The organism is Streptomyces sp. NPDC044044 (assembly GCF_056434405.1).
The window spans coordinates 388,972-402,147 of record NZ_JBWKFG010000008.1 but is presented as its reverse complement, the minus strand read 5'-3'; the positions used below and the strand labels follow the sequence as shown (position 1 = coordinate 402,147).

Annotated in this window: 9 protein-coding genes and 2 pseudogenes; 2 read left to right on the top strand and 9 right to left on the bottom strand. The window is 71.8% G+C overall.

Annotation, left to right across the window (positions count from 1 at the left end; all coding sequences use genetic code 11):
* Positions 1-50: 50 nt before the first annotated feature.
* Positions 51-1,703 carry an amidohydrolase gene (locus AC07AG_RS29855; RefSeq protein WP_478759221.1) on the top strand — a complete coding sequence of 551 codons (1,653 nt, stop codon included), beginning with the start codon at positions 51-53 and terminating at the stop codon, positions 1,701-1,703.
* 13 nt (positions 1,704-1,716) lie between these two features.
* Here the strand turns inward: AC07AG_RS29855 and AC07AG_RS29850 are convergent.
* The 9 genes and pseudogenes from AC07AG_RS29850 to AC07AG_RS29810 all read right to left on the bottom strand — a co-directional run bounded on the left by AC07AG_RS29850 (position 1,717) and on the right by AC07AG_RS29810 (position 12,797).
* Positions 1,717-2,911: pseudogene (locus tag AC07AG_RS29850) on the bottom strand (glycosyltransferase).
* A pseudogene (locus AC07AG_RS29845) lies at positions 2,908-3,695 on the bottom strand (MerR family transcriptional regulator). Before AC07AG_RS29845 ends, AC07AG_RS29850 begins: the two co-directional pseudogenes overlap by 4 nt.
* 88 nt (positions 3,696-3,783) lie before the next feature.
* The gene (locus AC07AG_RS29840; RefSeq protein ID WP_478759220.1) at positions 3,784-5,667 is read right to left on the bottom strand and encodes a DUF2264 domain-containing protein; all 1,884 of its coding nucleotides are present in this window, start codon (positions 5,665-5,667) and stop codon (positions 3,784-3,786) included.
* Positions 5,664-6,689 (bottom strand): hydroxyacid dehydrogenase, encoded by a 1,026-nt coding sequence (locus AC07AG_RS29835; RefSeq protein WP_478759219.1) that lies wholly within the window; start codon positions 6,687-6,689, stop codon positions 5,664-5,666. Before AC07AG_RS29835 ends, AC07AG_RS29840 begins: the two co-directional genes overlap by 4 nt.
* Positions 6,690-6,734: 45 nt before the next feature.
* On the bottom strand, positions 6,735-7,598 hold the full coding sequence (locus AC07AG_RS29830; RefSeq protein ID WP_478759218.1) for a carbohydrate ABC transporter permease: 864 nt from the start codon (positions 7,596-7,598) through the stop codon (positions 6,735-6,737).
* The gene (locus AC07AG_RS29825; protein ID WP_478759217.1) at positions 7,595-8,566 is read right to left on the bottom strand and encodes a carbohydrate ABC transporter permease; all 972 of its coding nucleotides are present in this window, start codon (positions 8,564-8,566) and stop codon (positions 7,595-7,597) included. The genes AC07AG_RS29830 and AC07AG_RS29825 overlap by 4 nt, the downstream gene beginning before the upstream one ends.
* Before the next feature lie 100 nt (positions 8,567-8,666).
* Complete coding sequence (locus AC07AG_RS29820; protein WP_478759216.1) at positions 8,667-9,998, bottom strand: ABC transporter substrate-binding protein; 1,332 nt, start codon at positions 9,996-9,998, stop codon at positions 8,667-8,669.
* A 91-nt stretch (positions 9,999-10,089) separates the two neighbouring features.
* Complete coding sequence (locus AC07AG_RS29815) at positions 10,090-11,184, bottom strand: substrate-binding domain-containing protein (RefSeq protein ID WP_478759215.1); 1,095 nt, start codon at positions 11,182-11,184, stop codon at positions 10,090-10,092.
* A gap of 101 nt (positions 11,185-11,285) precedes the next feature.
* Positions 11,286-12,797, bottom strand: a complete 1,512-nt coding sequence (locus AC07AG_RS29810) for a membrane-associated oxidoreductase (RefSeq protein ID WP_478759214.1) — start codon at positions 12,795-12,797, stop codon at positions 11,286-11,288.
* A gap of 189 nt (positions 12,798-12,986) precedes the next feature.
* Here AC07AG_RS29810 and rpmF point away from each other — a divergent pair, with 189 nt between their 5' ends.
* A complete protein-coding gene (gene rpmF, locus AC07AG_RS29805) occupies positions 12,987-13,157 on the top strand; it encodes a 50S ribosomal protein L32 (RefSeq protein WP_478759213.1) in 171 nt (56 codons plus the stop codon).
* Positions 13,158-13,176: the final 19 nt, after the last annotated feature.

Sequence of the window (13,176 nt, the reverse complement as noted above, 5' to 3'; positions counted from 1 at the left end):
TACCCCCGCCCCACCCGAACCACCCGTACCGCCCCAGGAGTTCACCTCTCATGACCAGCACCACCCCCAGGCCCGCGGACCTCGTCCTGCGCAACGCCCGCATCCACACCGTCGACCCGGACCTCCCCTCGGCCGAGGCGCTCGCCGTACTGGACGGGCGCATCGCATGGCTCGGCCCCGACACGGATGCGGACTCCTGGACCGGCGAGGGAACACAGGTCGTCGACGGCGGCGGACGCCTGGTCCTGCCCGGCTTCATCGACGCCCACAACCACGTGCGCCTCGGCTCCGACGACGCGTGCGTACAGCTCGCCGGCGCCCGCACCCTCGGCGAGATCCACGACCGCATCCGCACCTGGCGCGCCGAGAACCCGGGCGCGGAGTGGATCGAGGCCGAGGCGTTCGACTACTCCGCGATTCCCGGCGGCCGGATGCCGAACGCCGCCGACCTCGACCCCGTCACCGGCGACACCCCGGCCTTCGTGCTGAGCTACGACGTCCACACCGCCTGGCTCAACACGGCCGCCCTGCGCCGTCTCGGCGTCGACCGCGACCGTACGTCGCTGCCGTTCGGCCGCGCCGAGACCGACCCGGCGACGGGCGAACCCACCGGATTCATCAAGGACTTCGCGGTCAAGGGCCTCTCCCGAGACGGCCATCGCGCCCTGCGCGAGCTCGGTCTCCCGTGGGCGTCGCCCGACCGGCAGTACGGGCGGCTCGCCAAGAGCCTGGACGACGCGATCGGCTTCGGCATCACCACGGTCGTCGAACCGCAGAACTCCCTGGACGACCTGGAGCTCTTCACCCGCGCCCGCGAGGAAGGGCGGCTGCGTTCCCGCATCGTCGCCGCCCTCTTCCATCCGCGCGGCACGACCGACGCCGATCTGGACGACTTCGCCGCCGCCGCACGGCGGTTCGCGGACGACCGGCTGCGGGTCGGGCCGCTCAAGCTGTACATCGACGACGTCGTGGAGCCCCGCACCGCCGCGCTCCTCGAGCCCTACTCCGGGTGCGGGAAGCATCGGGGCGACACGTTCTACCCCGCGCACGAGTTCGCGGAGCTGCTCGCGAAGCTGGACGCCCGCGGCTTCCAGTGCTTCGTGCACGCCACCGGCGACCGGGGCATCCGCACGGTCCTGGACGCCGTCGAGCACGCCCGCTCCCTCAACGGACCGCGCGACGCCCGCCACCAGGTCGTCCATGTCGAGTGCCTGGACCCCGCCGACACCCCGCGCTTCGCCGAACTCGGTGTCGTCGCCTGCATGCAGCCGCGCCACTGCGCCCCCGAGATCGCGGGGCCAGGACAGGACTGGGCCGAGAACATCGGCGCCGACCGGTGGCACAAGGCCTGGCCGATGCGGAGCCTGCACGAGGCGGGGGCGGTGCTCGCGCTCTCCAGCGACTGGAACGTCGCCGAGATGGACCCGATGGCGGGCATCTACACCGCCCTGACGCGCCGCCCCCTCGGCGGCGGCGAACCCTGGCAGCCCACCGAGACGCTCGACGTGGAGACGGCCGTCCACGGCTACACGATGGGCTCCGCCTACGCCAACTTCCTTGAGCAGGACCGTGGTTCGCTGACCGTCGGCAAGCTGGCGGACTTCGTCGTCCTGTCGCGCGACATCCTGCGGGCTCGCCCTGAGGAGATACCGGGGACGAAGGCCGAGGTCGTGGTGGTGGGAGGTGTGGTGACGGTGGACTAGGGGCCGCAGCCGCTCAGCCGAGCCGTTCGACCGCCTTGAGGACATGACCGGCGCCGTCCTCGGCGCCCATCCGGCGGGCCACGGCACCGGCTGCCTGCCGGTACGTGGCCTCGCCCACCGCACGCCCGATCTGCTCGGCGAGGCGCTCCGCCGTGAGCTCCTTGAACGGCACGGGCCGGGTGCCCGCACCGAGACCGGCGAGCCGCGAGGCCCAGAAGGGCTGGTCCGCCATGACGGGTACGGGGATCGCGGGCACCCCGGCCCGCCGCCGCGGTTCCGGCGCCCGCGTGGTGAACCACGGCGGCCATCCTCGGGAAGAGGAGCGCGTGGGGCACCTCGTCGACGGTGAGGATGTCGTCGCCGTGCGCCATCAGCCCCGCCCGCCCCTCCTGGAGAACTCCCCGCAGCCCGGCCCGCCGCAGCGCGGAGAGGGCCAGTTCGCTCAGCCGCGCGCCTTCCCCCGCGGCCATGCTGCCGAACCCGATGAAGACGGGCGGCGGTCCGGCCCGCAGGAAGTCCTCGAACGGGGCGGGCAGCGGAGTGTCCGGGTCGTGGTGCGGCCACCAGTTGCCGACGACGTCGAGACCGTCGCGCCAGTCCGCGGGCCGGGGCACCACGGCCGTGCTGAATCCGTGCAGGACCGGCCACCCCGCCTGCTCCTGGCTCCGCCGGACGGCACCGCGGCCTGTTCGGGGCAGCGAGAGGCGTGCCCGCAGGTCGGCGACCGCGTCGGCGTAGACACGGTCGGCCATCCGCAGGGAGAAGCGGCCCAGTGCCCGGTTTCCCGGCCCGCCCAGCGACCTGCCGCCACTCATCACCGGCGCGAACTCCCGTGTGGGGTGGGTGGGTTGCAGAGAGACGCCCAGGGACGGAATGTCCATGGCCTCGGCCAGTTGGCGGCCGAGGGGCGCCGTGGTCGTCGAGAGCAGCAGTACGTCGGCGCCGGGTTCCGCGGCATCGACGAGCCCGGCCCCCAGCTCCCGTACGAACGCGGCGGCCGTGCGCATCAGCTGCCGATGGCCGCCGCCGCCCGCGCTCGTGTCGCCGGGCAGCGGGCGGAAGGTGAGCCCGGCGTCCCGCACCAGCGGCGCGAAGGACTCCTGCGTGGCGAGGGCGACGTCGTGGCCCGCTTCCCGCAGCCGGGCACCGAGGCCGGTGTACGGGGCGACATCGCCGTACGACCCGGCGGCGGTCATGAGAACTCTCATCGGCCTTCCACCCCGCTCCCGCCCTCTTCCGCGTTGGCCCGCACCGCCGCGTACAGGAATGCGGCAAGGCCCGGCCGCTGCTCCGAAGGCGGTACGACGAGGGCGAAGGCGCGGGGATCGTCCGCGAATTCGTCGGCGATGCGCAGGTGCATGGCGGGCGGGCACGGCGTGAACCAGCGGATGATGTGCTGCCGGTGCTCCTCGGCCAGGGCCCTGGCGGCTTCCCCTCGGCGGGTTCGCCCTCGTCGAACGCCTCGACGAGTTCGGCCCGCCAGGCCGCCGCCTCGCTCATGAGCCGGGCCCAGTCCTCCTTGGAGTGGGCGGCGGCCCGGCTCATCGCCTCGCGGTGCCCCGCGCTGTTCTCCCACTTGAGCCCGGCCTCGGTGGCGTAGCTCAGGTCGAAGGTGATCTCGCCGAACACCTCGAACCGCTCCTGCGGGCTGAGCGGCACGCCCGTCTGCTGCACCTCCATGGCCCGCTCGGCGACCTCGACCAGACGGCCCAGCTTGCCGATCTGCTCCACCAGCGCCTTGTGCCGGGCGCGCAGCTGATCGAGAGCGTTGGCCTGCGGGTCCGCGAGGATCTCCGCGATCTCCTCCAGGGCGAAGCCGAGTTCGCGGTAGAAGAGGATCTGCTGCAGGCGGGCCAGATCGGCTTCGCCGTACAGGCGGTACCCGCCCGGGCTCCGCTCGCTCGGCACGAGCAGCCCGGACCGGTCGTAGTGATGCAGCGTACGGACGGTGACCCCCGCGAACCCGGAGACCTGCCCCACCGTGTAACTCATGGACCTCGCCTTTCGTCGCGTACAGCCTGCAGCCTGACGCGACGTGAGGGTCAAGTCACCCGTGTGCGGGGGTCACCGTGCCCGGCGATCAGCCGTGCTCGACGGTCAGCGGATCGAAGGCGATCCGGGTCAGCGAGCCGTCGTCCGCCCAGCGCACCTCGACGGTGTCCGCCGTGGCGCTCACCACGGTGGCCGCATCGGCCAGGGACGCGGGTTCCGGCTCAGCGGTGAGGGTGGCCAGAGCCGCGTACACGGCCGTGCCCTCCGCATCGGCCGTGAGCCGGGGCAGGCGGGCCCAGGGGGTGAAGGCAGTGCCCTGGGGCGCGCGTTGTTCGTCCTGGCCGCTCCAGCCGTGCAAGGGGTGCAGTGCGGAGAGCAAGGAATCGTCCGGCCCTGTCGCCCAGCCCGTGTGGGTGACGCGGGCGCCGTGCGGTGCGCCGACGACGCGGTGCACGCGTAGTTCGTGGCGGCCCTTGGCCACGGTGACGCTCTCCACGCGCAGCCCCGGCACCATGGGCGGACCGCTCACGAACGCCGGGGTGTGCCGTGACGCGGCCCAGCCCCAGCCCTCGCCCTGACCCGCGCCCAGCGGGTGGATACGGCTACGGGCGCTGCGCACTCCCGCCACCTCCACGGCGATGTGGTTGTCCGCGGTGTTGCCGCGTGCCGTGGGTCCTGTCCTGGTGGAGTAGGCCTGGCGTGCGTAGAGCGGATCCTCGTGGGCCGCCGTCTCCGCCTCGTGCGGGCGCGCGTGGTCGCTGCCGTGGTTGTGCAGCCTGACGATCCCGTCGGCGCGGGTGCTCTGCACGAGGAGGCCGGGCGCGGGCAGCGCGAGGACCTGGTCGCGGCTCTCGCTGGGGGCGGGTTCCTCGGTGGCGGTCCACAAGGGGTGGGTGGCCGGCGCCAGGAGGCCGACGAACGCCTTCGATGCCCAGTACGGGGACGCGGGGCCCGAGTAGGACTGCAGGGTCGCCTCGTGCGGGCCGTGCCAGCCGAGGCTGAGCAGTCCGTCGGCGCCGACGGAGCCGCGGTCGAGGAAGTAGCGCAGCGATCCGCTGAGGATCCTGCGCGAGGTGCCGGGGGTGAGGGGCGTGTGGCCGGTGAGCGCGCCGAGGGCCACGGAGGCGCCCGCGGCGAAGCGGTAGGTCAGGGAGCGGCCGAAGTGGATCGGGGCGCCGTCGCCGCCGAAGAGGAGCCCGAAGCTCTCCAGGTGCTCGTGCAGGCGGGCGCCGTGCCGGGCCAACTGGGTCTCATCGCCCGCCAGTTGGGCGTCGAGTGTCGGGTACAGGTGCAGGGCCCAGCCGTTGTAGTGGTCGAAGGCACGGCCGTCCCCGTCGGCGTACCAGCCCTGGCCGCGGTTCCAGCTCTCCAGGAGTCCGATGGCCCGCTCACGCGCCCGTGCCGTGTCCGCGTCGCCGCGGCCCACCGACTCCAGGAATCCGGCCACGGTGTAGGGGAAGAGGTACCAGTTGTTGGGCGCGGGGACGTGCCGGATCGCGCCGCGCAGCCACTCGGCCGCACGGTCCTGTACGCCGCTGTCGAGCCGGTCCCACAGCCAGGGGCGGGTCAGCCGCAGGCCGAGGGCGACGGACGCGGACTCGACCATCGGCTGGCCCTGGACGTTGTGGTCGAGTATCACCGGCCAGGACTCGGCGTCGTCGCGGCCCGGCGTGCGGGTGCCCGCCGCGAGTCCTTCCGCGTACCGGTCGAGCCAGCCGTGCGGGTCCTTGCCTTCGGCGCCCGCCACCCGGAACGCGGCGGCGAGCAAGGTGCGGGCGTATCCCTCCAGGCCGTCCGACCGTACGCCCGACGCGGAGGGCCGCCCCGGCAGGTCGAGCAGGGCTCCGCGTGGAGTCGCCCACTGCCAGGCGGCACTCAGGAGGCCGTCGGCCGCGGCCTCCCAGTGCTCGCGCGTGTAGCCGGTGCGGGGGCTCAACTCCCGGTTTTCTTCGGGCAGTCCGGGGATGCTCATGCGAGGTAGGCCAGCCTTTCGCGTCGTACGGCGTGGGCGAATCCGTCGCCCGCGGACCAGCGGCCGAGCTCGGCGACGGCGAGATCGGCGAGGCGCCCCCACTCGTTGCCCTGCGAACCGGCCAGGTGAGGGGTGATCATGACGTGGTCGCACTCCCACAACGGGTGGTCGGGGGGCAGGACTTCGGGGTCGGTGACGTCCAGGACGGCTCGGATGCGGCCGGCCAGCGCGGCTTCGGTGAGGGCGTCCTGGTCGAGCACCGCGCCGCGGGCCGTGTTGATGAGCACCGCCTCGTGGCGCATGGCGGCGATCAGTTCACGGCCGACCAGACCGCGGGTGGCGGGCAGCAGCGGCGTGTGGACGCTCACGACATCGCTGCTCGCGAACAACTCCCCGATGCCGACCGGGCGCACGCCCAGCGCCTTGGCCTCCTCGTCGGAGACGTAGGGGTCGTGCAGCAGGACCTGCAGGTCGTAGGGGCGCAGGAGTTCGATGACGCGGCGGCCGATCATCGACGCGGAGAGGATGCCGATCGTACGGCCGTAGTTGCCCACGCCGCGCGAGAGGCCGAGCCAGTCGTCGCGGCGCCGCGTCGCCTTGAACTCCCTGGCCCGCTCCATGACGCGCTTGCCGGTGAGCAGGATCATCGCGACGGTGTACTCCGCCACGGGCAGGGCGTTGGCCGCGGCGGCCGACGACACCTCGATGCCGCGGTCCCAGCACTCCGGGGTGATGTGGCCGCGTACCGACCCCGCGGTGTGGACGACGGCCCGCAGCCGGGGCGCGGACGCGAGCACGGCCGCGTCGAGGGGCGGGCAGCCCCAGCCGGTGACCAGGACCTCCACGTCCCGCAGCACGGAGCGGGCCTGCTCCGTGGTGAAGTCGTCCAGGACGGTGTCCGGCACCAGATCGCAGACCCGGCCGAGTGCGGCCAGGGCGTCGGGGCCGAGCACGGCCGTCGCCGCGTCCCGCGCCATGGCGAGCGCGGTGTGCGGACGGTGGCTGCCGTGGCTGCCGTTCATCAACACGTTCCCTTTCACATGGTTCACCGGTGGCTCACCGACGGCTCACTTGACCGAGCCGGCGGTGAGACCCGACTTCCAGAAGCGCTGCAGCAGAATGAAGGCGAGGATCAGCGGAAGGACCGCGAGGAGCGATCCCATGATGACCACGGGGTAGTACTCGGGCGAGACGGTGGCCGAGCTGTTCCAGGTGTAGAGGCCGAGACTGACCGGGTACAGCTTCTCGTCCGAGAGCATCACCATCGGCAGGAAGAAGTTGTTCCAGATGGCGGTGAGCTGGAAGAGGAACACCGTGACCAGGCCGGGGCCCAGCATCCGCAGGGAGACGCGCACATAGGTGGTGAGCTCCCCCGCCCCGTCCACCCGGGCCGCTTCGAGCACCTCGTCGGGCACGTACCCCTGGCTGAAGATCCGCCCCAGATAGACGCCGAACGGGTTGAACAGGACCGGGATGAACACTGCCCAGAAGGTGTCGACGACGCCCGTGGCCGACGCCATCAGATACAGCGGAAGGGCGAGCACCGTCTGCGGCACCATCACCGCCGCGAGCACCAGGCCGAAGGCCTTCTCCTTGTGCCGGAAACGGTACTTGTCGAAGGCGTATCCGCAGGCGACGCTCACCAGTGCGCTGATCGCGGCGCCCAGGACGGCGTAGAGGAGGCTGTTGGTGTACCAGCGGCCGTAGAGGCCGCCGTCCATGGCGAACAGGTCGCGCAGGTTCTGCAGGAAGGAGAAGTCGGACAGCGAGAAGAAGTCGCTGCTGAAGAGCGCGTCCCGGTTCTTGGAGGCGGCGAGCACCAGCCACAGGACGGGCAGCAGGGTGTAGAGCACCGCGATGCCGACCACGGTGTTCACGACGGTGCGGCCCAGGAGGCGGGGGCGGTGCGCGGTGAGGGTGTCGGCGCTCATCGTGCGGCCTCCTTCTGGGTGCGGTTGGTCCAGCGGGTGACGCCGTAGGAGAGGGCGACCGTGCACAGGAGCAGGATCACCGAGGCCGCCGCTGCGAGGCCGTAGTTGTTGCGGGTGAAGGCCGCGTCGTAGATGTACATGCTGGGCGAGAAGCGCGAGTTGATCATCGGGGACGACTGGCTGAGCAGCATCGGTTCGGTGAACAGCTGCATCGCCCAGATCAGGGTGAACATGGCGACCATGACGATCGAGGGGCGCACCAGGGGTGCCTTGACCTGGAGGGCGGTGCGCACCGGTCCCGCGCCGTCGACGACGGCGGCCTCGATCACTTCTCGGGGCACGGCCTGCAGGGCGGCGTAGAAGATCACCATGTTGTAGCCGAGGTTGCTCCACAGGGCGATGTTCACGATCGAAGGGAGCACGGTGTTCACGCCGAGGAAGTCGATGTGGATGTCGCCCTTGGAGAGCACGTCGACGACCGGACTGAGACCGGGCGTGTAGAGGTACAGCCAGATGAGGGCCGCGATGATGCCCGGCACCGCGTGCGGCAGGAAGAGCCCCAACTGGGCCCAGGAGCGCAGCCGTACGACGCCCGAGTCGAGCAGCAGGGCGAGGGCGAGGGCTCCGATCACCATGAGCGGGATGTAGATCAGGCAGTAGAGGGCGACCGTGCCCAGGCTGCCCAGGAAGCTCGGGTCGGTGAGGACGGCCGTGTAGCTGCGCAGACCGACGAAGACAGTCTTCTCCGGCCCGAAGCCGAGACCCGGCTGGTCGTCGCTGAAGAAGCTCAGCCAGACCGCGGTGCCGACGGGTATCAGGAAGACCGCCACCAACAGGATCAGGAAGGGGGTCATCAGGACGCCGCACGCCACGTGTTCGCGGCGCCGCGCACGCGTGCGGGCGCGGCGGGCGGGGACGGGGGCATCGGCGGTGCGGGTGGCGCGGGCCGGGGGCGCGGTCGTGGTCATCGGGGGTCACCTGCCTTTCTGCTGGTGCTCGTCGGCGTGCGGGGTTCTGTCGCGCCGGGGCGTACGGAAGCTTCCGTCGGCGCCGGGGCGTAGGGGCCGCTCATGTGCTGTGCTCGGTGATGGAGAGGCCAAGTGCCTTGAGGTCCGGCATGGTTCCGTCGTGGGCGGCACGCACGGCGTCGATGAGCGAGCCCTTGCCGCCGCCGGCGCGCGCGAAGCCGTCCTGCATCACTCGCTGGGTGGCGGTCATGCGCGGGCCCCAGACCCAGCCGTCGCCGATCGTCTCGGCCTGTTCCTCGAAGAGGCGGTAGATGTCCTGGCCCGAGTAGTAGCTCCGGTCGAATGCCTCGCGGCCCACGGGGACCAGGTCGGGGACGGCCGGGTACTGGCTGCTCGTGCCGCTGGAGAGGCGGGCGCGCAGGGCGTCGGGGTGCGAGACCTGCCACTCGATGAACTCCATGGCGGCTTCGGGGTGTCGGCTGTCCTTGGTGACGGCGAAGGTGGAGCCGCCGTGGGTGCCGACGACGGGGTTGTCGGGGTCCCACTGCGGGAGCGGGGCGACGGCCCATCGGCCCTTCTGGCCCGGTCTCGCGTTCATCTGCGAGCCCGCGTCCCAGGCGCCGGTGAGCCGGGTCAGGATCAGGCCCTCACCGAGCTGCGCGTCGTGGTGCCTGCTCTCGGTGGCGTTGACGAAGAGCAGGTCCTCGTCGATGAGCCCCTGCCAGTACGCCGCGACCTTCCGGGTCGGCCGGTCCGTCAGCGACACGTTCCAGGCGCCGTCGCGGGTGTCGAACCACTGGGCGCCCGCCTGCCACGCCCACGCGGCGAACTGGGTGCCGCCGTCGGTGGGGAAGAGCGCGAGACGCCGGTCGCGGTCCTTGTCCCGCACGGTGCGGGCGGCCTCGGTGAACTCGTCCCAGGTGCGCGGGACTTCGATCCCGTACGCGTCGAACAGGTCGGATCGGTAGTGCAGGACCATCGGCTCGACGTCGAGCGGGACGGTGAAGACCCGCTTCTCGAAGGTGGTGAGGCCAAGGGCCTGCGGCAGCAGCTTGGCGCGCAGCCTGTCGCTCATGAGTGAGGTGATGTCCCGGGCGACGCCGTCGATGGCGAAGCCGGGGACCTGGGGGTATTCGATCGTGGCGACGTCCGGGGCGTTTCCGGCCCGCGCCGCGTTGCTGAGCTTGGCGTATCCGCCCATGGCGCCGGACGGGATCTGCTGGAACTCGACCTGGATCCGGTCGTGGGTCTTGTTGAACGCGTCGACCACTTCCTGGCTTCCGCGCAGTGCGGACCAGAAGGTGATGCGTGTGGTGCCGCCTTTGCTGCGCGACGTGCTGCCCGTGCTGCCCGAACAGGCGCTCAGCGCACCTGCCATGGGAACTGCGGCTGTCACGGCGAGCAGGGACCGGCGGCTCGGTCGACCAGGCATGGGTGCCTCCCGCGGCTCTTGTTCGGGACACCGGAATCCTGATCGCGTGAACGTTGCCGGTCAATAGACCGATCAAAAGAAACTGAAGCGGTCAAACGATCCCGAGGTGTGTCGCGGATCCACGGACCTTGAGCTCCGGCAGAAGCTGCACGCGTTGCGTCGTCCCGGCGCCCGGCCCCGCCAACTCGTCGAGCCTGCGCAGCAGAAGCCCGGCCGCCGTCCGGCCCACCTCGTGCTTCGGCGGGGACACGGCGGTCAGCGGCGTGCTGCCGAGCGCGGCCACCACGTCGTCGTACGCCACCACCGAGCAGTCCTGGGGCACCCGCACCCCACGGTCCATGAGCTGCTGCACGAGCATCAGCGCGTCGACGTCGCCGTGCAGCACGGCGGCCGTCGCCCCGCGCTCGCGGAGCCGCGCCGCCAGGTCCAGTGGTTCGCGCACCCGCCCGGGGCCCGCGCCCGCGGCGCTGAGCATCACGGACCAGTCCTCGACCTCGGGCCGCGACGCGGCGATCTCGGCGAAGGCCGCACGCAGGGCGCGGGCCGTCGGACTGTCGTCGCGGGCGGCCAGGACGATCCGCCGGTGGCCGAGCTGGACGAGGTGGTCGACGGCGAGGTGGATGCCGTACCAGTGGTCGGTGCAGACCGAGTCCATGGCGTGCAGCGCACTGCCCGCACGCGGCCGCCGCTCCATCAGGACCGTGGGCACGCCCGACGCGGCGAGCCAGGCGTAGTCCGCCTCCTCCTCGGCCGCGGTGCGCCAGCGCGGGGCGATGAGGAGCCCTCGCACGTCTTCGGCCAACACCCGCTCGACCAGCGGCCGTTCGGCGCCCTCCACCTGCGGTGCGATGTGCAGCGCGACCCGCACCCCGGCCTCGTGCAGGACACCGCGGGCCCCGTGCATCGTCTCGTACAGATAGGTGTGCCGCTCGGGCACCATCAGCGCCACGGCCCCGCCGCTCGCCGGCGGCTCGGCGGGCGCGGAGCTCCGTTCCACCGGCCCGACGGACCGCGCCACGCCGTGCCCGCGCCGCAACTTGCCCTCCCGGGCGAGGTCTTCGACGTCCCGGCGCACGGTGATCACCGAGACCTCCAGATCGTCGGCGAGATCACTCAGCCGCGCCTCACCACGCGACTCCACGACGGCGAGTATCCGCTGCCGCCTGACATCCCTCGGCTCCCGCATGCTGCCGGCCCCCTAGCGACGTACCCATTGGGTGTTCGTTTGAGCGTTTCGCTGGAGGATATCGATCATTGCCCTGTCTGTGTCCAGGTCGGCGATGTTCGTCATTGGCGGCTGAGCGAGCGCGTGATACCGGCCGCGACCGTGGTCACGAGGACCCAGCCCGTGGCGATCAGCAGATACGCGAGCCACTGGTACCGGCCGTCCGGTGCGAAGGCCGACTCCTGCCCGAAGCCGATGATCGGAAGGAGCAGGTCAAGGGTGTAGAAGACGGGGTTGAAGTGCGGGGCCTCGTCGGACTTCAACGGGCGCGGATGGTGGAGCGCGAAGGCGACGGCGCCGGTGAGCAGCAGCACCAGCAGCCACCCGGCGGCGCGCATCGGGCGGAACCCGTAGCCGACCGTCACATCCTGCAGGTGACCCCAGAGCCTGGCGTACGGGGGCAGGGTGCGCCGGTGACGGCGCAGCTTGGCCAGCTGTACGGTGCGGGCGGCTGCCTCGTCGCCCACCGTGCGGTACGCGGCGGCCAACTGCTCGTAGCTCTGCGGGAGATAGCCGGTCGCCTCACGCTCAAGGAGCGGCAGCCGCTGCTCCGCGGGCAGGTCGGGGGCGAGCCTGCGGTAGCCGAGGCCGTCGAGCTTGACCTGGTCGGGCCACACCTCCGGGGAGACGTACAGCAGGTCGAGCTGGGAGCGCCGCAGGTTCACGGTCCCCTGGATCGGAGCGGCCTCCCGCAGCCACAGCTCGCCGACGACGCAGCTGCTGGCGCGCAGCGCCGTCCCGCCGGGGTGGGAGAGGCGGGCGTAGGCCAGATTGACGTGCCGTGGGATTCTGGCGCCGCTCAGATTGACCGTGCCGCGGGCGCGCAGCCGCTTGGCCCGCAGATCGGTGCCGACCGACAGGGTCTCGACGTCCAGGGCGACTTCACCGGGACCGCCGCCCACGTCGGCGCCGTCGAGGTTGACCTGGCCTCCGACGGTGGCTCCATTCATCCGGACCTGGCCGTGGGCCACCAGACCGGGGGCCCATACGTCGGCGCCGATCACCGCGTGGTTCAGCTGCAGCGCCGCTTCCGCCGCGGCTTCGGGGTCCGGCGCCTCGGGATCGTGCGGGGTGCCGAGCTCCGCCCCGTTGGCGAAGAAGGCACCGGTGATCTGCGCGCCCGCGAGCCGCACGGGGCCCGCTATCCGGCAGCAGGTGATCCGCAGGGCCGACTCGACCCGGAGGGTGCCCGCCTTCAGCCCCGGCAGAACCGAGTCGCCGAGCGCCAGCGTGCGGATCTGGGCCCCGTACAGGTTCGGCGCCTCGTCGAAGTGGCAGGACCGCAGCCGTACGGGCTGCTCGACCGTCCCGTACATGAGGTCGAGGCACCCGGTGATCCGCGCGCCCGTCAGCTTCATGCCCGCGATCTCGCCGTCCTCCGTCGGCCCGTTGAGCAGCAGCGCCCGCAGCACCTCGGCACGCACGGTCCGCTCGGGCCCCCAGGACCCACCGGCCCTGGGGTCGTCATCGGGACTCTCAGGGACGTCGGGGCTCTCCCGGAAGTCGACGCCATCGCCGAGCGGAAACGCCTGCCAGACGCGGCGCTCGGCAGGTGTCAGGTCGGTGATCTCCATCGGCGGGATGCTGTCGCGGCCGTGTTCGAGCTGTCAACCGCAGGCCCGCATCCGCCCCTTGGGATCACCTGCCCGCCGGCGCGGAACTTTGAGCGGAACCTTGAGCGGGACCTTGAGCGGCCTTAATTAGAAATGGGATCCATTTTCATATAGCCTCGGCACCGCACCGCCGAGAGAGGACCCGAGCCCATGGCCGTACCCAAGCGGAAAATGTCCCGCAGCAACACCCGCCACCGCCGAGCCCAGTGGAAGGCCGGCACTCCCCGGCTCGTGCCGGTCACCGTCGACGGCTCCGCCTACCTGGTGCCCCAGCGGCTCGCCAAGGCGCACCAGCGCGGCTTGCTGCGCCCCGAGGACTGACGGGCACGGCCCCGGTGCC